Source organism: Thermostichus sp. MS-CIW-26 (assembly GCF_054059115.1).
This window is the reverse complement of the sequence record NZ_JBSSBV010000008.1, coordinates 47,960-66,995: the sequence shown is the minus strand read 5'-3', so window position 1 is coordinate 66,995 and position 19,036 is coordinate 47,960. Positions and strand designations below refer to the sequence as shown.

The window sequence follows — 19,036 nt, the reverse complement described above, 5'->3', positions numbered from 1 at the left end:
ATCCTAGAGATCCTAGAGAGAAACTTGAAACTAGAGTCTGCCAATGAATTTACTCCAGCAAAAAGTTGAGGTTACTCTTAATCGCTTCTTCGTTAAAAGGCTAACTCAGGAGGATCTCACCTTCTACGGATACCATTGCAAGCCAAACCCTCTCCCCGCTCCGGGGGAAGAGCACAAAGCCCTCGCAAGGGTTTGTAATCAGCTAGGTGTAGTGGCTGTTCCTCTAGAGGGCTGCATTATAGCCCGGGAAAAGGTTGACCCCGATAAACTTAAGACAAAGGACGGGGAACTAGAGGAAATTGGACAGAGAGTTCTAAACTGCACCAATGTCCAAGAAAAAGATGCCCTCGAAAGCTTTGAGCGTAGGAGGCTACGGCTGTGTCTCAAATCTTTGTACTCTGGGAAAACCGAAGTTGAAACATCAGGGGGCAGCTTACTTTGGTGGAAGAAGGAAGAAGTTGATTGTGGAGAGGGTTGGAAAATCCACGAAGGAAGAAGAATAGATGTTGTTGTCAACCAGGACAGTGAGCTGTACATAGAGATAGATGTTCAGTACCATTTCTACACGCCATGGACCTTGCATGAGTGGCTTAAGAACTATCCAGATGTCCCGATCCATTGGGTCCAGAACACATACGATAAACGCCAGACTTGGGAATATCTGGGTATCCTTTCCAAACAGTCGCCGTGGGAGATTCAATTGCCAGAGCTGAACATGAGTCTAGCGGAGTATCATTTGCAGAAGCACAGTGCACCTAGAGAGGAAGTGGAAAGCTCCTGGGTAGTCGAAGTATCTTCAGGTCGAGGGTGTTTTCCCCATCTGTCTCGAAGGCTATCGCCTGTCTTAACTTTGGAGATGCTGGCCAGCATAGAAGATGCTAGAAATCCTGGTAAAAAAGTCAGTGCTTCGGTCATCGAGCATTTTAGAAAAAGTTTAGAATATAGACTTCAAGAGTCTAAAAAAGTTGCAGAGACTATCATAAGAAGAATCTACAAATCTCCCATTGCTCAAGAGAGAATTCAGCCTCTGAAAATAGAGGGCTATATCCTGCCAAGGCCAAGACTACTGGGTCGCAACAATCAAGCAATCGAGAACCCAGCCAGAGTTAGGTACAAAGGATGTGCAAGAGTTGGCGAGACAAAGTTTGGACTTCTAAATCTTGACGATAATAAACGTGAGTATCCTACTGAGGTTCGCAAGTGCCTACTTGAAGTAGCTAAAAAGAGCGGAGCAAGAGTTGAAATAGACTTTTACGCAACCCGTCAAGATTTGCCTGAAGGCGACCTTGCTCAACAGAGGTTTTGGCAAAGCTGGGCCGACAAAGGGATCAAAACCGTTCTGGTTGTCATGCCCTTGTCGCCTAATGAGCACAAGCAAAAGATCCGCTTGCAAGCACTTCGAGCAGGAATAGCAACTCAGTTTATGATTCCTGGAGCTGACCCCTACAAAGCTCTAAATGTCGTACTAGGACTTCTGTGTAAAGCTGCGTGGCAACCCGTGTTGCTTGAACCCCTCGATCATCCTGAGTGCTCCGAGCTTACCATTGGTTTTGATGTGGGGACGAATCGAGAGCTTTACTACGGAACCTCTGCCTTCGCGGTACTGGCAAATGGTCAAAGCTTAGGCTGGGAGTTGCCCGATATACAAAGAGGAGAAACTTTTTCCGGCGAGGCAATTTATCAAACCGTGTCCAAGCTCGTCAATAGATTCTACAACAAATTTCATCGCTACCCTAGAAAGGTTCTTTTGATGAGGGATGGCTTAGTTCAAAGAGGCGAATTTGATAAAACAATTGAGGAACTAAGAAAAGAAAAGATTGCTGCGGATATTGTTGGAGTGCGCAAAAGTGGCACAGTCAGAATGGGAAGAGAGGAAAAAGGAAGCTATAGAGACGCTGCAATGGGCACTGTCATTTTTGACCATGAACGAAGGTCATTTATGCTCGTAACAAGCCAGCCCATTAAGAAGTCCTCGGTGCCAATTGGCAGCGCAAGACCGCTGCGAGTTGTCCATGAACACGGCAACACTCCTTTGGAAGTTCTGGCTATACAAACTTACCATCTCTCCCAGCTTCATCCCGCCAGTGGTTTTCAAGCCTGTAGGCTTCCTTGGGTATTGCACTTTGCCGACAAAAGCAGTAAAGAGTTCCAGCGCATTGGCAACAGCATTTTTAGTGTGCTGCAGAACATAAACCGAGAGAAGTTGATTGCCGTCTAGCCAAGGGAGGGGATCCCCACCTGCCGGCCTTGCTAGGATTGGGGGGGTGGTTGGTGTTGCGGCTATGGAGATGAATGAGGTCTGGAAGACCTTTCTGAGCAATCCTGTTCCGTTCTGTGGCGGTTTTCTCAGCGGCCTGCTGCGTTTGGATGTGAAGCAAGATCCGCTGCGCAGTTGGCTGGAGTCCCAGGGGCTGAGGGTGGAGGAGCCCCCGCCTTCCGGTCGCTCCGACGGCCCCCAATCCATTTCCATTGAATAGGCGTACATAGGCGTACTCAATCGGCGGGCAGAGAGTAGGGATCCCTTCCAAAGGGTTACTCACGGTCGTGGGAAGCGCTCCGATCCCGGCAGAAGCAGTGGCAAGAAGGGCAGCAAGAGCGGTGTTGCGAGGTGAGCTGATGTTCCCTGAACCCTCCCAATTTAGGAAGTGGCAGGGATCCCTTCGAGGCTGGGGCTATCTCGGCGGGGTGGTGTTCCTGGCAACGGGACTGGTCGGTCTGCCGTCAGGGGATCCAGCCGTGGCCCAATCGGCTCCCTCTTCTCTTGCCAGCCCTAAGCAGGATCCCCAAGCTTGGCTGGAGCGCTACAACGCCGCTCTAGAGCAATTGCCCCCTTTGCCCAACTTGCAATATCGCCAGCAGGTGCGGGTAGAGGGATCCCAAACCTTCACAGCCACGTTGGATGTGCTCTACCGCCGCGACGGCAGTTGGCAGGCTTGGGTAGCCGAAGGGGATCGCATCCGCCTCTTGGATTCGCGCCAATTGGAAGTGGTGAACCAGTCGGATCTGCTGCAGCTGTACTCGGTGTATGTGAGCCGACCGGAAGCCCTCTTGCCCTCGGTGAGCTTTTACTTGAAGGCGGATCCCAGCCGCTACCGCGTCCTCTCCTCAGAACGGGTGGATTTGGCTGGATCCCCTGTCCAGCACTTGCGCCTAGAGCCCATTCAGGAAGGCCAGTTGCGGGAGCTGTGGCTGGATCCGCAGTCGGGGCTGCCGCGGCAGGTGTTGCTGTTTTTGTCGGGGGTGTGGGGGCAGGCCTATGTCCTGATGGGGTTTACGGCGGTGCCAGCTCCCGAGGGAGGGGAGCGCTACTGGCTGCCGGAGAGCACCCGCATCAATTTGGGCTATGGCTTTTGGACCCTGGAGGGCCTGAACCGCCGCGTGTTCAGGGGATCCCTTTCCATCCAGCACGACTATCAGGACTACCAAATCCTACCGGAAGGTGGGGAGTTGCGCTTTTTGCCTTCGCAGCCGCCGGTGGATGCGCCGCCGGTGGTAGCCGGCCTGCCGGGGAGCGCTCCTCAAGCGGAGTTGGGAGATGTGCGGGCCTTGGGAGTGGATGAGCAGGGCAACCAGCAGTTCAGCATTGGCCTGGGCCGGCGCTCCAGCCCGGACAATTCCTTGGAAGACCGAATCGTTGCTTTCAACCTAACCCGACCCACCAGCCGCAACGCCCTGACCCAAATCGATACTTTAGCTCTTTTGCCTCTGGGGAATGGCCAGTTGCCCATCTATCTCTTCCAATTCGACACCGGTCGCCCCCTCTCGCCCCTGCAGGGGGTAGAGCGCCCGCAGGTGGATCCCAACGAGGTCTTCGCTCCTAAGCCGCCAGCCATCAAACTCTTTGGAGATTAGCTCCCCAATGCTGATAGATGCTGCCTATGGGGTGATCCCCATCCTGCCCCACCCACCCGCCCAGGAAGCTCCCAGACTGGGCTCTTCGCATTTGTATCTGCTCATCCAGCACCAGAAGGGGCATTGGGCTTTCCCAAAAGGGCACAAGGATAGCTCCGAAAGCGACCTGGAGGCGGCGCAGCGAGAATTGCGAGAGGAAACCGGCTTGACCGACTACCAGCTTCTGACCCTGCCCGGCCAGTCTGACCCTTTGACGCTGCAGGAAGCCTACACCTTTACGGATCCAGAGGGGAACCGAGTGGCCAAAACCGTTACCTACTACGTGGCCTTGCTGCCGCCCCAATTTCCTCCCCCTGAGCTACAGGTGCAACCAGAGGAGGTGGCCGCCTACCGCTGGTGCTCCTACTCCGAAGCCTTGGAGCAGATCAGTTTTGAAGAGAGTCGGCAACTGCTGCGCCGCTGCCAGGCTTATCTGCAAGAGCTGTGGGGAGGTCAGTCCACTGGAGTCTGACCTAGGGCAGGCCCGGCCCATCCGACTTGGCCAATACCTGGGAAACGCCCTCACTCGGCAGCCTGCGCCGCCTGACATCCTCCCAGTTGCAGCCCTCCCCAGCCGCTATGCAGCTCAGGCCCGCCAAAGGGGTATTGTGCAGTGGATCCCGCCAGTTGAAGGTCAGCTCCCCCTGTTGGTGTTCGACCCTCATCTCTGGCCTGCCTGTTCTTGAGAAGGGAGAAGGGGCAGTTGCAGCTCTGGATTCTCCACGCGGGTTAGCTCCCAGCGAAAGGGATCCCCACCCCGTCGCTGCCAATTCAATTGGAAGGGTTGCTCCAAGGCGTTCACCTGATCTCGCGTCAGGTTGGCCAAGGGGCCGCCGGAGCCCTCGATAACAAACCAGAGGGTGGCCCGTCCTTGGCGACTGGGATCCCCTAGGTCGAGCTGCACCTGCAGCGCTTGGGGTTGGAGGCGCAAGCGAAAAAATTGGCCGAAGATCTCGCGGCTGTAGGCCAGCGCCCGCTGCTTGTTCAGGCCCCAACCATCGCTATAGGCCTCAGATACCAACATCTCCACCTGATCCCAGTTGCGCTGCTCCACCGCCCGCAGCAATCTCTGGGTGTGGGCCCGGATTTGCCGCTCGGGCCGCCCGTAGTGCCAAAAGGCGCCCCCTGCAATGGCCAGGACGACGGATCCCACCACCCCCCAGCGCAGCCAGGGGGGAAGGGGTGAAGGGGGAGAAGAGACAGAAGCAGACAAGGGATCCCTCTTGGGCAGTAGGGGGATTGCTCCCTCTAGCCTACGGGATCTACATGTGAGAAGATCAAAGCCTGACCCCGAAATCTGTGCAGCCTCTGCCGGTCACAGCACGCTCCCGAAATTTAGCCAACCGGTCATGACCAAGTCCACCGACCGCCTGCTGCTGGAGTTTGAGCAGCCTGTTGCCGCCCTGGAGCAACGAATTCAAGAAATTCGGGCCTTGGCAGAAGAAAACGACATCGATGCTTCTGAGCAGATTCGCCAATTGGAAGCCAAAGCCGAAGAGCTGCGCCGCGAGATCTTCAGCCAGCTCACGCCAGTAGAACGGCTCCAGGTGGCCCGTCACCCCCGCCGCCCCACCACCCTGGATTACGTACAGACCATCTGTGACGACTGGTTTGAGCTGCACGGGGATCGCCACGGCCAGGACGATCCAGCCATTGTGGGCGGGTTGGCCAAGCTGGGGGATCAGCCGGTGATGATCCTCGGCCACCAAAAGGGTCGCGACACCAAAGACAACATCCACCGCAACTTTGGGATGCCCAATCCTGCCGGCTACCGCAAAGCCCTGCGGCTAATGGAACATGCCCACCGCTTCGGCCTGCCCCTGCTCACCTTCATCGATACGCCGGGGGCTTACCCAGGCGTTAAGGCGGAAGCCGAGGGCCAAGGAGAGGCCATTGCCACCAACCTGCAGACCCTTTTCCGGCTGGAGATCCCCATCATCTGCACTGTCATCGGCGAAGGGGGATCGGGCGGAGCCTTGGCCATTGGGGTGGGCAACCGCATCCTGATGTTCGAGCACGCCGTCTACTCCGTGATCTCGCCGGAAGGCTGCGCGGCTATTCTCTGGAAGGATGCCAAGAAGGCTCCCCAAGCGGCGGCAGCCCTGCGCATTACCGCCCAAGACCTGCTGCAACTGGAGGTGATCGACGAGATCCTGCCAGAGCCGGTTGGCGGCGCCCACCGCGCGCCCTTGGAAGCTGCTCAAACCCTCAAAGAGGCTCTTCTCAGGCATCTCAAGGAACTTTCTAGCCTGAGCGGGCGAGAATTGCGCGAGGAGCGCTACCAAAAGTTTCGCCGCATGGGAGCGTTTCTGGAGCTTTCTGAATAGACTTATGCATCCCTGATTTATAGTCGTTTCAGATTAGGGTGAGACACCTGGGCCATTGATCGCGCCAGCGGGACGGAGTCCTTGAAAAGCCTTTTGGCCTCCTGCATTATTGCTCTGCAACGCCGATGCGACCAACATTTTAGGCGTGGGTGCAGTGTCCTGGTTTGAACTGAAATGACTATATTTGGGGTTTAATTTGGGGTTTATTCGAGGGGATAGGCCCTTTAGGAGCTGCTCTGGGATGAACTTCCGAAAGCACTCCGCGCCCTCAACCTGACTAAGAGGGGGCTAACTCCTACCAGGTTACCCGATCCCGCAGCTGCTCAATCCGGGCTGGGCCAATGCCATTGACCCGTTGCAGATCCTCCAAAGAGGAGAAGGGGCGGGCCTCGATAATGCGCTGCGCCAGGGCGGGGCCAATGCCGGGCAACTGTTCCAGCTCCGCCGCCGTGGCCGTATTCAGGTTAACGCGAGGGGATCCCCCAGGAGACGCCACCGGAAAAGCAACCGATGGGGAAGGGGATCCCGCCTCAGGAGGAAGAACGACCTCGACTTCCAGCAGCTCCGGCTCCGGTTCAGGCAAGGAAGCGGCAACGGGGACGGGGTTGGGGCAGCGACGGGATCCCTCTTCTGCCTGCTGTTGCAAGCGGTGGCTGGGGCCAAAGCGGGCATCGGCAATGAGCCGGTCGAACTCCCGCACAAAGTGATCCACCACTCGGCTATTGCGGATGATCAGGAGGTTTTCATCGTTGACGTGATTGGCGGCCATCGACCAGTTGTGGGATCCGGTGATCACCGTGGCCTGAGGAGTGCCGGGATCGATGATGGCAAACCTATGGTGCAGCTTATCGCCGGGGGCGAGGTTGGGTATGCCTACAGACTGGGCCGGCAGCGTCCAGGGCAGGCGCGCCGCCTCCACCTGGCACTTTTCGTCGGGGAGCAACAGCCCCCACATCTCCAGGGTGCGGCTGTAGTCGCGGAAGGCAAAGCCGGGATCGAACACCCCGCGGATCTCCACGTTACGCTCCTGGCGCAGTTGCCTGAGCTGGTTGGCAATGCCCGGATCCGTAAAGACGAACAGAGCCAGATCCACCTGTCGCCGGGCTTGGGCCAGGGCGGCGGCGATGATGCCGTTGGAGGTGGCTTCATAGGGCAAGGAGCGGCTGGCAGGAGAAAAGTGAACCCCCACAATGGCATCGCCAAGGTACACCGTTTCCAGGGGACGCTTGAGCTTCTGCACGCCGAAGCGGCTATCGGGCAGGCCGCCAGGACCATCGCCCCACATGAGATCGAATTCCTCGGTGTAGAGGCGGGCCAGCTCCGGGCTGTCCAGCAGCAGCAGATGGTTGGCATTGCCGACACTGCCAGGCGCATCAAAGTCCCCGTGAATATCAGAGAGGGTGAAATTGGCCGATCCGGTCAAGACTTTCTGCCCGTCGATCACCACAAATTTGTGGTGCATCAGGCCGCTGCCCTTGGAGCCATCGGCGGTATCATCCAGCCAGGGCACCCGCCCCCCATCCAGCAAGGCGTACACATCTCGGCTGGCAATCTCCTCGGGAGAAAACCGTCCATCGCGGTTCACATCCACCAGGTTGCGGTACTCCTCGAACTTGCGACGGCTGCGCTCGTCCAGCGCCCGCACTTCGGCAGGGGTGAGCTGGTGCCAGGCTCGCACGTAGGTGTTTTCAGTAATAAAACGCACAGGGATCCCCGCCTGCCGCCGCTCCACCAGAGCCTGGGCAATCAGGGGTAGGTTCAGCTCCTGCACGGCAATATCCACCGACTGCCGAGCGGAGCGAATCTGGGAAATGATCAACTCTTCCAGGTTGTAGCCGTAGCGGCGGATCTGGCGATAGGGATCCCGATAGGTGCTCTCGCGGCTTTGGTTGAACACCACCCGGATGCGGGGGTGCTGCGGCAGAGGGGCCAGGGTGGGCAGCTCCGGCTCTTGGGGGTAGGCTCTGGGCCGAGGACCCACCCAGTAGCCGATCAAGACCAGAACGAGAAGCAGAGCAACCCAGGGCAGCCAGCGGCGGAGTTGCCGCAACCACGACGGGATCCCGTTCATGGCCTTTCTCCTCTCCAGCAATCACACCCCCAGGATACCGAACTTTATCGCAGCCACTTCTGCGCGAAGGCGATCCCTGCTCTGCTCTACAGCTAACCGTGCGAGAGCGGCTGCTACCCCTAAGATGATGACAGATGTTTTAGAGTATTAACTTTTGTTATGAACTACAAAGCCCTCACCCTTGGGCTGACGGCGGCTGCTTGCTTAGCCTTGGTAGGCTGTGCCAGTTCCAGCAGCGATACGGCCATTGCCCCGCCGACGCCTACCCCAACTCTCTCTCCCAGCCCTACGCCGCTGCCCAACCTCGTCGCCGTTGCCGCCGCCAACCCCGACTTCAGTACCTTGGTGACGGCCCTGCAGGCAGCGGGCTTGGTGGGGACTTTGCAGCGGGAAGGTCCCTTCACGGTATTCGCTCCCACCAATGCTGCTTTTGCCGCTTTGCCCCCTGGCACGGTGGAATCTTTGCTGCGACCTGAGAACCGGGCAGAGCTGGTGCGCATTCTCACTTACCACGTGGTTCCTGGCTTGGCTCCTTCCAGTGCCCTCAGATCCGGCCAGCAGGTAACGACTTTGCAGGGATCCCCCGTCACCGTCACGCTTCTTGAGGGCGGACGGATTCGCATCAACAACGCCAACGTGATCGCCGCGGATATTCAAGCTTCCAACGGCATCATCCACGTCATCGACACCGTCTTGATCCCGCCTCGCTAGGGGTTTCGGGCATCATAGGATAAAGTCAAGTTCGGCGGTTGACCGAGGAGGCCCGGCGTGGAAAGGCCGAAGTGGGTAGCCATTGTTACAGGAATCCTGGCCATTACTCTGGGGGTGGGCTACTTGCTGCTGGTGCAGCTATTGGACTATCGCGGCGGCCAATTTTTGCCGGCACCACTGGATCCGCCAGGGATTCTGGGAGAGGGACTTAGGCTTTTGTTGGGGATCCCTGGCTCATTTGGCCGGTTGAGCTGAGGGTGTTTTTGACTCCCCGCTCCCTTCTCTGGTCTCTTGCTCAGCTACTTCTCAGCAAAGCTCTCGACAAAAAAGCTCTCGACAAAACTGTATGCTCAGCTACAGCAAGCCCTATGCTGGAGAAGCGACTCGGATGGCTCAGCAATTTTGGGTTGCTTGATTTGAAGATTTGGGCAGGCTGTGGGTTGGGATGGTGTTGTCGCGCTCCACTTGGGTGTGGTTATGGGCAGGGCTGGGTTTGGCGGCCCTGAGCCAATATCTGCAGTGGGTTGGCGGGATCTACAGCTTCGTGGCTCCCCACTCCGAGCCTCTTGCGGATCTGGTGGTGGGCGCCATCCTTGGGGGGACAGCAGCAGCAGGTCTGGCAGCGCGCCATTGGTGGCAGCAGGCTCGCCGACGGCAAAGTGCTCCAAGTCAGCGGACACAACCGCTGCGGCGGGTTAAGTTAACGCGGAATCAGGTGCAAGCCGATCTGGAAGATGCCGATCGCCTGATCCAGAAGCTGCAGAATGACATCAGTCGCCGTGCCCTGCGTGCCAAGCTGCAAGAGATCAATCAGCGGCTTAACCAGGAGGAATTGCATCTGGTGGTGTTCGGCACCAGTTCCGCCGGCAAGACCTCGTTGATCAATGCCTTGATGGGCCGACCAGTGGGCGAAACAGCCCCCACCCTGGGCACCACCCAGCAGGGATCCATCCACACCTACCAATTGGAGGGCTGGAACGGCCCCATTTCCCTTACCGACACACCTGGGCTGCTGACGATTGGGGGAGCAGGTGAAGCGGAAGCCCGCGCCCTGGCCCAGAAGGCGGATCTGCTGATCTTGGTGGTGGCCGGAGACCTGCTGGCTTCGGAATATGCCGAAATGCTGGAGTTGGCCCGGCTGGGCAAATCCGCCATCCTGGCCCTCAACAAAACCGATCAGATGCTGCCGGAGGATGTAGAGACCATCTTGGCCCATTTGCGCCGACGCACCGCCGGTGTTATCCCTGCCGAACAGGTGGTGGCCATCGCCGCTGATCCGGAGCCCCTCAAGGTTCGCTACTACTCCGAAGATGGCTCTGTGTGGGAAACTTGGGAGCCGCAGCCCCCCGAGACAGAGGCCCTCATTCAACAAATGGCTCACCTGCTGCAGCAGAAGGGATCCCACCTGCGCTTGGCCAATGCCTTGTTGCAAACCCGAACTCTCAGCGAAGCCGTCCAGCAGGCCCTCCAAGAAGAACGTCGCCAGCAGGGTCGTCAGATCGTGGAACGGATGCAGTGGGCCACCGCTGCTGCCCTGGCGGCAACCCCTCTTCCTGCTTTGGATGTGCTGGCAGGAGTGGCCATTCAGGCACGCATGATTGGGGAACTGCACCAGGTGTTTGACCGACGCATTACCTTACGCCGGGCCCAGCAAATCGCCCAGAGTTTGGCGCAAATGGTGGTGCAACTGGGGGGGCTGGAGCTGGCCACTCAGGCTTTGGGCTCTCTGCTCAAGGCCAGCCCCTTGATGGTGATGGGGATCCCCCTGCAGGCGGTGACAGGGGCCTACCTGACGCGGGTGGCGGGGCTCAGCTACCTAGAGTGGCTGTCTTCCGGGGATCCCTGGCAAGAGGAAATCCTGCAAGAGCGGGTTAGGCAGCAGCTCCAAAACCGTCATCCTCTGGCTTTTCTCACCCAACTGGCCCGCCAAGCCCATTCCAATAGCTAGTCGAAGCATCCATCTTTTCGCCGCCGCAGGCCCAACCTATCCCGTTCTCCGCCCGCCGCAGAAAATCCATTACACTGAGTACAGCTTTTTCTAACTTAACTTTGTAGAAGTTCTGTAGATTAGCAGGCTCCAGGTCACACAAGAGAGAACATTTGTACCAGCCATACTCAGTGTTGCCGGAAAAAGTTGCACAATTTGTTAATCACAAGTCAAGCCCAGTCCATCATTTTGTAGTCTGCTGCCCTAAACTGGCTCCGTTTGCGCCTTATGTCTTCCATCAACCCGACCTTGCCCATTCAGTGGATCGACGCGGATTCGGGAGAGGTGGTGGAAGAATGCCCTTGGGAGAGCAGTCCCCATCCGGGCACCTACGTCCAACTGGCAGAGCAGCACTACCTGGTTCTGGAAAAGCGTCATTCCTACCGGCTCCGGCAAGGCAAATACCACCTGTGTGGGATCCGCGCCCTGGTGCGTTCGGTCACCCCACCTCAGGAAGTGGGAAGGTTCCTGGGGGATCCCTCCTGTCGGTTTAATGCTCACTCGCCCTTGCTGCGTTGTGCCGTCAACCCCAGCGGGCCCTGTCAGGGCTGCCCCCACTACGAGCCAGCTCTGCGTTGCTAGCCCTCCAACTCCAGAGCCATGACCTGGGTGAGCGCACGGTTGGTCTTTTCGCGAAACTCGGCCACGCTCACCCGTCCCAGCAAATACACGGCCAGCAACATCACCGCTGCCTCCACCCCAAAGACGGTGGCATAGGCAAGCACTGAAGAAGTGGGGAAGAGAATGCGCCCCAGATCGAGCAAAGCCCCGCCGAGCAAGGTGGAAACCGCCTGGGACATGGCCTGGGCCAGTCCCCAAGCCCCGATAAAGGTGCCTGCCGTCTCCGCTGCCGTCAAATCCAACATGAGGGTAATGGCGCCATTGGTGGTGATCCCAGAAGCCAAACCAAACAGGATCATGCACAGTTGCAACAGCCGTGAATTGCCTGTAAACCCTGATGCAATGGTCAGCCCAAAAGAGATGGCCACCAGCAGACAGCCCAGACGGGCCGTTGTCTGTTTGCCCAGCTTGGGCACAATGAAAAATCCGGTCAGCACAATCCCTGCCAAAATACCCAGGCTCCAAAAGGCATTGAGCTGGGTGCTCTGGGCCACCGTCATGCCAAACACCTCGCCGCCGTAGGGTTCTAGGATCGGCTGTTGGATAAACAGGCCCATGGTCATCAACACCAAGAAGCCGAAAAAGATCAGGGTTTGGCGGCTGGCGGTCAGCACCTTGATGGCCGTGCCAAGGGTGATTTGGTCTTCCCGTCCGGCCAGGGTGGAACGGGATCCGTAGCGGGAATAGCGCTTTTCCACCCCCCAGGTGGCAACCACCCCCAGCAGGATCACCACGGCTGGAATGATGATGAAGAGGCGATTAATGGTGCTCTGCAGGTTGTCCGGATCCAAGCCCCGCAGCAGAACTGCCGAGCCAATGGCCCCGCCGGCAATCCCCACCATCAACATAGACCAGACGATCCCCACCAACTTAGAGCGGTTGTCCTCCTCTGACACATCCACCAGCAGAGCCGCAAAAGGCGTGGAGCAGGCGCTGAGGCAGAGACCATAAAGGGCAAACATCAAACAGGCCAAGCCTATCCAGCCATAGGTGGCTCCAGACCAGCCCGTAGCCGCAAAGCTATCCCCCAAACCCCACACCACCTGCACCCCCAGGAAGATGCAGACCGCAAACAGCACCGATCCCAGACGCACATAGCCGGTGCGATGCAGGCCAAACAGGGGCTTGGCATCCGAGAGCTGCCCAAACCAAACCCGAGCCGGGGAGACCAACTGGTGCATGGCCAGGGATCCCCCCACCACCGTTGCCGGGATGGCCAGCAGATCCGTGTCGATCATGACGCGGTTCAGCACTCCCAGAGTGAGCAGCGACATCATTCCCAAGCCCATCTGAAACAGGCCCAGGCGGAACATAACATGCAGCGGCAAGGGCTGAACCTGCGCCTGAGGCTCTGGAGAAGTTGAAGTTACAGAAGCGTTGACCTCGGGATCCCGGCGAATACTGGCCATGATCTGGAATGATTCGAAAGGGTGCTACAGCTTTTTATCGTAGCCCAGGCAGCCTGGGATCCCGGCAAAAGCATGGGGTTGCCAAAAGCGAAACCGCCACGTCCTCTCCCCTTTTGGGAGCTATTGTCAGGGTATAGTCCCCCAATTTCCAATCCTCAGGAATATTGCTATGCGCGCCCCCATCCCCTGGCTGCTGAGTTCACTGAGCTGGGTGGGCATTTCCCTGGCCGGAGCAGCCCTCGTCCCTACACTGATGGTGTCCACCTCGCAGGCAACCCCTATGGATTTTCCCCTCCACCAGTCCCTTTCTTCCCCCTCGCCTTCAGAGTGGGCAGAGTACTTGGCCTACAGGCAGGTGATTGACCAGACGATCTCCATGACCTGGGATCCGCAAGCGCGAGCCTTGGCAAAGCAGTATGGGCTGGATATCGTCAACATCACCTGGGAAGATACCGGACGCCACAAGGGATCCGCCCTTGGCCCCAACATCAGCGACATGACCATCCAGGTACAACAGCTCAACCCCAGAACGGGCCGCTACGAGCTGAGCCTGATGCCGGTGATCCGCTACCCCAACTTTGCCGATCTGTCTGCCGACCTGCCCCTCGACAGCCTGCAGGTGCTGGTGGGCAACGAAAAAGGAAAACCCCTGCAACCCGTGTCGTTGCGAGAGCTGCTGGGGAATCTGCGCCGCTACTTGCACGATCCTGGCTCCTGGGCCGGCAACCGCAACTCTCTGCTGGCCCCACGGGATAGCCATGTGTTGGTGAGCGCCCAAGCTGCCTTTTTGCCCATCCCTGCCGGGGGATCCGCTCAATTCAACCCAGTGCTGTTCAACTACCAATCACATCCCGGTAACCCAGCCGTACTGGCCATTTTGGCCACCCGCGAGGGCACCAGCATTACGGTGATCGAGAACCGCACCGAAGATAGGGTGGGCGGGGCTATTTGGGGCCAGCGCCTTTTCTTCAACCAAAATGGTGAACGGGCCAGCCTCACCGGGCAGCGCCTCAGCGATTTTCGGGCTGAGCAAGCCGCCGACCCAACCCCCAGAGATCCCCATTCGGCGGAAGTAGCAGAAGAAGCCCTGAACCTGGTGATGGTGATCCAAGTGCCTCTTCATCAGCGGCAGCCGCCGCGAAGGGAAGTTGAGGATATCTCTGTCAAGTTTTTCGGACCCGCAGCCGACCTGGCCGGCCTCAGCAATGTAGAAGCCGCTGTCATTGGACATGGGCCGGTGGAAGGCCCCTTCACCGAGGTCAACAACCTCGACATCGAGCGGGATCCCCGCTTTCCCATTCGGGTCACGGTCCAGTTCTACAAAGCCACCGACAATGGCGTGGTCTCTGCTGAAGACATGGCCCAAATCCACCATCAAATTGCCCGCGTCTATCGAGAGGCCGACTATGTGGGCAGCTTGGTGATTCAGGGGGATACAGGCCGACCTACGGAGTACGACCGTGATGCAGAGACAGAGCGCCCCTTTCCCTTTCCTGGGTGGCCGTGGCGTTAGGGCCTGCTGCGCATTTTTCCCACAGCCTGCAAGCGAGGGGCAGCATCTTCTCGCCCTAGAGTTTCTCTACTACACTGACAACTGACCTGGTGCCAAGAGGAGGGGGTGTCGGCCCGATATCCTCGGCAAGGTCAGGGTCTGCAGAGACAGTTGCCAAGGTCTCATTTCTTGAGGCCATGGTGCTTGTCTGTGCCAGCTCTTGCCCAAGGCAGTGGGGAGCTTTTCCTGCAACACTATGGCTGACGCAGTTCCCGTTCGGCGCTACGACCTGTTTGTGCAGGCTTCCCGGCTGCTGCAGCGCTACCGGCAGCTCACGCCGGAACTGCGTCCCATAGGGCTGGAGGTGGCCCTGGCCATCCAGTATCACCGCGCTCAGGCCGGATCGGGATCCCTGCTGCCTTGGGTGGGATCCCCTCGCGGATTACCCTTGCAGCAAGTGGCCCAGCGCATTTGCGACCCGTTTTACAGCAAAACCCACCCTCTTTTACCGACCCTACCCGAAACCGGCGAGCCTTTGGTGTGGCCTCTGTTCAACCAGGGGGAAAACGGTTTGATCCGGCCCCTGGCCCCGAGCAAAGTGGGCGGGAAACTGGCGGAACGGCGCTGGCTCAAAGCCTGCAACAGCCAGGAAGGGATCGGCTGTCATGCCTTGGCGGCCCACCTGTGGCAAGACGAGCGCTTTTTGGCCGAAGACCGGGATCTCTGTCCTTTCCGCCTTTATGACGGGCGCTACCCCTTGAGCGTGGATCAAGGGCGACAGACTTGCGGCTTTGACGATCACCCCTGTGGCTGGCAGCCGGGACACCCCAAAATGTTGCAGGTGGTGGGCAAAGGCAAACAGGCCGAGATCCTGCTCCCCCACTGGACGGATGACATGTGGGCGATGCTCATTCCCTCCCATCGTCCGCTGCCGATTTACCCGCTCTTGGTGATGCTTTACTTTGGCCAAGAAACTTTGCAAAAGGGGCGGAGCAGCCTCTCCATCGAGCAATTTCGTCTGGATTTTCAGTTTAGCCAGTCTCAACTGCGCCTGTTGTTCGACACCCACCCTGAGCACCCCTTGAATCGACACCTGCTTACCTGGGCTCAGCAGCCAGAGGTGGAGTGGGGATCCACAGAACTCTTGCCCCAGATGCCGCCCCTCCTGCATCAACCTGCTGGGGGCAAGGTGGTTTTGGATCCCGATGAGCCGCCCCAGTTCCGCAGCAGTGGGATCCCTCACAGCGCCGGGACAGACCCGCTGATGGCAGAACGCCGCCGTCGCCGTCAGTTGGAGCGCAGCGAGCGCCACAACGAGATCTTGCACCAGTTTCGCCGCTGGTTCCGCCTGGCAGGATTGGAAGTCCGGGAGGATCAGCATACCTTTGACTTTTTGGCCGTGGCGGACGGGCACCTGCTTTTGGCCGAAGTGAAGCTCCTGCACCACAAGGATGCGGCAGAGGCTTTGCAGGAAGTGGTGGGACAGTTGCTCTACTACGAGCGCTTTGCCCTTGGCCCCTGGATCGAGCAGGGCTTTTCCGTTCAGAAGGCCGCCGTTTTCGATGGGCCACCGCCGGATCCCTATGTGCGATTTCTAGAAGACCTGGGCATTGCCACCTACTGGATCAACGAGCAGCAGATGATCGATGGGCCAGAAAACTCTTTACGCCTGCTGCGCCAGATGGGGGTGCGGGTACGACCGGATCCCGAATTGGGGGATTAGGGGAAAAAGCCTGCCCATGTTCTCCCCTGAGTTTTGACTCAGGCGGGGGTAACTTCTTGTCTTCTTAAGCGTACCTTAGCTGCCCCTTTACTCAGATTCCTTCCTCAAGATGGTATCCATACAGACGGTAAAAATACGGGATCCTTTGAAGTTTCGGGAGGAGTGAAGCAGATGTGGTCTAGGGTTACTTCGCGTCGTGTTGCCCAATCAATTGCGGTGCTAGTTTTTGGTTTGGTGCTTTTGGTTTCTCTGCAAGGGTTCGGCTCCAGAAGAACTCTTTTGCCAATACTTACACCTGTGCCCACACCGACCCCGACTTCAACACCCACAGCCACGCCAACACCGACGCCCACGCCGGGAGGCTGTGATCCCAACGCCAACCTGATCCCAGTTGGCACTGTCCAGGGCACTGGCTTCACTTCCCCCCTGGTGAACCAAACAGTCACGGTTTCTGGAATCGTAGTAGGAGACTTTGAAAATGAGGGGGTGGCTGGCCAAACCTATCTCCAGGGCTACTACCTACAAGATGATGGTGACGGGAATCCCGCCACATCAGATGGCATCTTCGTTTTCAGTGGCACAGCTAATAACGTCAGGCTTGGGGATAGGGTTCAGGTGACCGGAACGGTTGCTGAGTTCCGCCAGCAAACCCAGCTCTCCAACGTCACCAGCTTTACTGTCTGTAGCTCTGACAATCCGTTGCCGGCCCCAGTGCAGATCTCTCTACCGCTGACTGCGGAGCAAAGGGAAGCTCTGGAAGGAATGCTGGTCACATTTGGAAATCAGCCCCTGTTTGTAACCGACTCCTTCTTGCTGGGACGCCACGGGGAGCTGAGTGTGGCCACAGAGCGGTTGTTCACTCCTACGCAAATTGCGGCTCCCAGCCAGGCAGCTGCCATTCAAGCGGAAAACGACCGAAAGCGGATTCGCATTGATGACCGGCTGCTCACCCAAAACCCAGATCCGGTTATCTACCCCACTCCGGGTGGCCTGAGCGCGGCTAACACTGTGCGCGGCGGCGATCGCGTCAGCAACATCACCGGGATCATGACCCAGTTGCGAGGCCGGAATGTCAGTGGCGATGTGGATGCGACCATCGACTACCGTATCCACCCCAATGATCCCAACAACTTGCCCAGGTTTACAGCCACCAACCCTCGCCCGCAAAACCCACCCTCAGTAGGGGGCTCCCTGAGGGTAGCTAGCTTTAACCTGTTCAACTACTTCAACACCTTCGGCAACGCCTGCTTCCCCAATAACTCCTCCTGTCGGGGAGCCAGCAACGCCACCGAGTTCACCCGCCAGCGGGATAAGCTCATCGAGGCTATTCGCCGCATGGATGCCGATATCGTAGGCCTCAACGAGTTAGAAAACGATGGATACGGTTCGAATAGTTCCATTCAGGATTTGGTGAACGGGCTCAACCAGGTCATGGGGGCAGGAACCTACGCCTTTGTGAATGTTGGAGTGCCCAACCTGGGCGGCGATGCCATCACCAACGGCTTTATCTACAAGCCAGCTACGGTTGAAATTGCCCCCGGCACTAACCCGGCCTTCCTGGACACAGGGGAATTCACCCAAGGCCCCGGACGCTTCCATCGTCCTCCTCTGGCTGTAACCTTCCGGCAGCGGAGCAACAACGCCACCTTCACTGTTGTGGTCAACCACTTCAAGTCCAAGGTTTCTCCCTGCGATCCTATTGACAACGATCCCTTCCAAGGCAATTGCAACGGCAACCGCACCCGGGCCGCTCAGCAACTCTTGAGCTGGCTCGCCACCAATCCAACTGGCTCCACCGATCCGGATGTGTTGATTATGGGGGATCTCAACTCCTACGCTATGGAGGATCCGATCAAAACTCTGGAGGCGGGCGGGTTCATCAACCTCAATGGCTCCAACAGCTACTCCTTTAGCTTCCAAGGACAGTGGGGATCTCTGGATCATGCCCTGGCCAACAGCAGTCTGAGACCCCAAGTTACAGGCTCAGCTAAGTGGCACATCAACGCTGATGAGCCCGTGAGCTTGGACTACACCCTGAGCTTCAAGAGTCCCTCTCAGCAGAGCCTCTTCTACGCCAGCGATCCCTTCCGCTCTTCCGACCACGATCCGGTGCTCGTTGGCTTGAACCTGACTCCGGCCCCAACACCGACGCCGACGCCCACACCGACACCGACGCCCACACCGACACCGACGCCCACACCGACACCAACTCCTCCTTCCGTTAACCTGCTTTTGACCGAAGGCTTTGATAACTGCAACCCTGCTCCAGCCGGCTGGCAGATTGTGGATGTGGACGGCGACACCAGTCGTTCCTGGCGTTGTGTCAACTCCCTTGCCGAGGCCAACGCTTTCAACGGTCAGCAACCGGGTAATGACTGGCTGATCACTCCTCCTCTGAACCTGGCTTCCGTCAGCAACCCAGTTCTGACCTTCCGCAATCAGAGTTCTTTTAGCGATAACGGCCTTCCTCCTTCGCAACAACTAAGCGTTCTTTACTCCACCAACTACAGCGGTGCAGGCACTCCAGCGGCAGTGAATGCAGCCACTTGGACTGCTCTGACGATTCCCACTCTCTCTACGGGCAGCTTCGTCGACTCCGGCCCGATTTCTCTGGCTGGGATCCAGCCTTCCAACCGTGTTTACATTGCCTTCCGCTATCGCTCTTCTGGTACAGCTTCCGGCTCGGCCACTCGCTGGCGGGTGGATAGTGTCAACATCTCCGGGAACTAGGTGTGGGATCCTAGTGCTAACCTGAGTCTGATTGGCAGTGGCTGGGAAAGTGGATCTGCTTCCTCAGCCGTAAC

16 protein-coding genes are annotated in these 19,036 nt (G+C 58.1%); 12 read left to right on the top strand and 4 right to left on the bottom strand.

Going from position 1 to position 19,036, the window contains the following annotated elements; translation table 11 throughout:
* Positions 1-43: 43 nt before the first annotated feature.
* From ACVWZU_RS04675 to ACVWZU_RS04660, 4 genes are all read left to right on the top strand, one after another.
* Positions 44-2,218, top strand: coding sequence for an argonaute PAZ domain-containing protein (locus tag ACVWZU_RS04675; RefSeq protein WP_457443597.1), 2,175 nt, complete (start codon positions 44-46; stop codon positions 2,216-2,218).
* A 70-nt stretch (positions 2,219-2,288) separates the two neighbouring features.
* Complete coding sequence (locus ACVWZU_RS04670; protein WP_414374286.1) at positions 2,289-2,477, top strand: hypothetical protein; 189 nt, start codon at positions 2,289-2,291, stop codon at positions 2,475-2,477.
* Between the two features lie 67 nt (positions 2,478-2,544).
* Positions 2,545-3,852: a hypothetical protein gene (locus ACVWZU_RS04665; protein WP_457403896.1), complete on the top strand. Its 1,308-nt coding sequence runs from the start codon at positions 2,545-2,547 to the stop codon at positions 3,850-3,852.
* 7 nt (positions 3,853-3,859) lie between these two features.
* A complete protein-coding gene (locus tag ACVWZU_RS04660) occupies positions 3,860-4,363 on the top strand; it encodes a bis(5'-nucleosyl)-tetraphosphatase (RefSeq protein WP_457403895.1) in 504 nt (167 codons plus the stop codon).
* A gap of 1 nt (position 4,364) precedes the next feature.
* On the opposite strand, the gene ACVWZU_RS04655 is transcribed toward ACVWZU_RS04660, so the two are convergent.
* A complete protein-coding gene (locus tag ACVWZU_RS04655) occupies positions 4,365-4,556 on the bottom strand; it encodes a hypothetical protein (RefSeq protein ID WP_457403893.1) in 192 nt (63 codons plus the stop codon).
* On the bottom strand, positions 4,553-5,104 hold the full coding sequence (locus ACVWZU_RS04650; protein ID WP_414383228.1) for a hypothetical protein: 552 nt from the start codon (positions 5,102-5,104) through the stop codon (positions 4,553-4,555). Before ACVWZU_RS04650 ends, ACVWZU_RS04655 begins: the two co-directional genes overlap by 4 nt.
* 136 nt (positions 5,105-5,240) lie before the next feature.
* Between ACVWZU_RS04650 and ACVWZU_RS04645 the strand changes: the two genes are divergently transcribed.
* Positions 5,241-6,218 carry an acetyl-CoA carboxylase carboxyltransferase subunit alpha gene (locus tag ACVWZU_RS04645; RefSeq protein ID WP_414399575.1) on the top strand — a complete coding sequence of 326 codons (978 nt, stop codon included), beginning with the start codon at positions 5,241-5,243 and terminating at the stop codon, positions 6,216-6,218.
* 295 nt (positions 6,219-6,513) lie between these two features.
* Here ACVWZU_RS04645 and ACVWZU_RS04640 read toward each other — a convergent pair whose 3' ends face one another.
* The gene (locus ACVWZU_RS04640; RefSeq protein WP_457443595.1) at positions 6,514-8,289 is read right to left on the bottom strand and encodes a phospholipase D-like domain-containing protein; all 1,776 of its coding nucleotides are present in this window, start codon (positions 8,287-8,289) and stop codon (positions 6,514-6,516) included.
* A gap of 159 nt (positions 8,290-8,448) precedes the next feature.
* Between ACVWZU_RS04640 and ACVWZU_RS04635 the strand changes: the two genes are divergently transcribed.
* From ACVWZU_RS04635 to ACVWZU_RS04620, 4 genes are all read left to right on the top strand, one after another.
* Positions 8,449-9,000: a fasciclin domain-containing protein gene (locus ACVWZU_RS04635; protein ID WP_011434299.1), complete on the top strand. Its 552-nt coding sequence runs from the start codon at positions 8,449-8,451 to the stop codon at positions 8,998-9,000.
* Positions 9,001-9,057: 57 nt separating this feature from the next.
* Positions 9,058-9,255, top strand: a complete 198-nt coding sequence (locus ACVWZU_RS04630; protein WP_414356846.1) for a hypothetical protein — start codon at positions 9,058-9,060, stop codon at positions 9,253-9,255.
* A 190-nt stretch (positions 9,256-9,445) separates the two neighbouring features.
* Positions 9,446-10,948, top strand: a complete 1,503-nt coding sequence (locus ACVWZU_RS04625) for a DUF697 domain-containing protein (RefSeq protein ID WP_457403890.1) — start codon at positions 9,446-9,448, stop codon at positions 10,946-10,948.
* A 267-nt stretch (positions 10,949-11,215) separates the two neighbouring features.
* On the top strand, positions 11,216-11,569 hold the full coding sequence (locus ACVWZU_RS04620) for a DUF6464 family protein (protein WP_414522365.1): 354 nt from the start codon (positions 11,216-11,218) through the stop codon (positions 11,567-11,569).
* Here ACVWZU_RS04620 and ACVWZU_RS04615 read toward each other — a convergent pair.
* Complete coding sequence (locus ACVWZU_RS04615) at positions 11,566-13,017, bottom strand: BCD family MFS transporter (RefSeq protein ID WP_457403888.1); 1,452 nt, start codon at positions 13,015-13,017, stop codon at positions 11,566-11,568. The two genes, ACVWZU_RS04620 and ACVWZU_RS04615, sit on opposite strands and share 4 nt — an antisense overlap.
* Positions 13,018-13,186: 169 nt before the next feature.
* Between ACVWZU_RS04615 and ACVWZU_RS04610 the strand changes: the two genes are divergently transcribed.
* The 3 genes from ACVWZU_RS04610 to ACVWZU_RS04600 all read left to right on the top strand — a co-directional run bounded on the left by ACVWZU_RS04610 (position 13,187) and on the right by ACVWZU_RS04600 (position 18,962).
* Positions 13,187-14,530 carry a hypothetical protein gene (locus tag ACVWZU_RS04610; RefSeq protein WP_457403887.1) on the top strand — a complete coding sequence of 448 codons (1,344 nt, stop codon included), beginning with the start codon at positions 13,187-13,189 and terminating at the stop codon, positions 14,528-14,530.
* 235 nt (positions 14,531-14,765) lie between these two features.
* Complete coding sequence (locus tag ACVWZU_RS04605; RefSeq protein WP_011434306.1) at positions 14,766-16,232, top strand: hypothetical protein; 1,467 nt, start codon at positions 14,766-14,768, stop codon at positions 16,230-16,232.
* A gap of 297 nt (positions 16,233-16,529) precedes the next feature.
* Positions 16,530-18,962 (top strand): ExeM/NucH family extracellular endonuclease, encoded by a 2,433-nt coding sequence (locus tag ACVWZU_RS04600; protein WP_457443593.1) that lies wholly within the window; start codon positions 16,530-16,532, stop codon positions 18,960-18,962.
* Positions 18,963-19,036: the final 74 nt, after the last annotated feature.

Excerpts from the sequence above, each read along its gene's own strand:
- ACVWZU_RS04675 (WP_457443597.1), top strand. The coding sequence starts at position 44 with ATGAATTTACTCCAGCAAAAAGTTGAGGTTACTCTTAATCGCTTCTTC.
- ACVWZU_RS04670 (WP_414374286.1), top strand. The coding sequence starts at position 2,289 with ATGAATGAGGTCTGGAAGACCTTTCTGAGCAATCCTGTTCCGTTCTGT.
- ACVWZU_RS04660 (WP_457403895.1), top strand. The coding sequence starts at position 3,860 with ATGCTGATAGATGCTGCCTATGGGGTGATCCCCATCCTGCCCCACCCA.
- ACVWZU_RS04655 (WP_457403893.1), bottom strand. The coding sequence starts at position 4,556 with ATGAGGGTCGAACACCAACAGGGGGAGCTGACCTTCAACTGGCGGGAT.
- ACVWZU_RS04645 (WP_414399575.1), top strand. The coding sequence starts at position 5,241 with ATGACCAAGTCCACCGACCGCCTGCTGCTGGAGTTTGAGCAGCCTGTT.
- ACVWZU_RS04640 (WP_457443595.1), bottom strand. The coding sequence starts at position 8,289 with ATGAACGGGATCCCGTCGTGGTTGCGGCAACTCCGCCGCTGGCTGCCC.
- ACVWZU_RS04635 (WP_011434299.1), top strand. The coding sequence starts at position 8,449 with ATGAACTACAAAGCCCTCACCCTTGGGCTGACGGCGGCTGCTTGCTTA.
- ACVWZU_RS04625 (WP_457403890.1), top strand. The coding sequence starts at position 9,446 with ATGGTGTTGTCGCGCTCCACTTGGGTGTGGTTATGGGCAGGGCTGGGT.
- ACVWZU_RS04620 (WP_414522365.1), top strand. The coding sequence starts at position 11,216 with ATGTCTTCCATCAACCCGACCTTGCCCATTCAGTGGATCGACGCGGAT.
- ACVWZU_RS04615 (WP_457403888.1), bottom strand. The coding sequence starts at position 13,017 with ATGGCCAGTATTCGCCGGGATCCCGAGGTCAACGCTTCTGTAACTTCA.
- ACVWZU_RS04610 (WP_457403887.1), top strand. The coding sequence starts at position 13,187 with ATGCGCGCCCCCATCCCCTGGCTGCTGAGTTCACTGAGCTGGGTGGGC.
- ACVWZU_RS04605 (WP_011434306.1), top strand. The coding sequence starts at position 14,766 with ATGGCTGACGCAGTTCCCGTTCGGCGCTACGACCTGTTTGTGCAGGCT.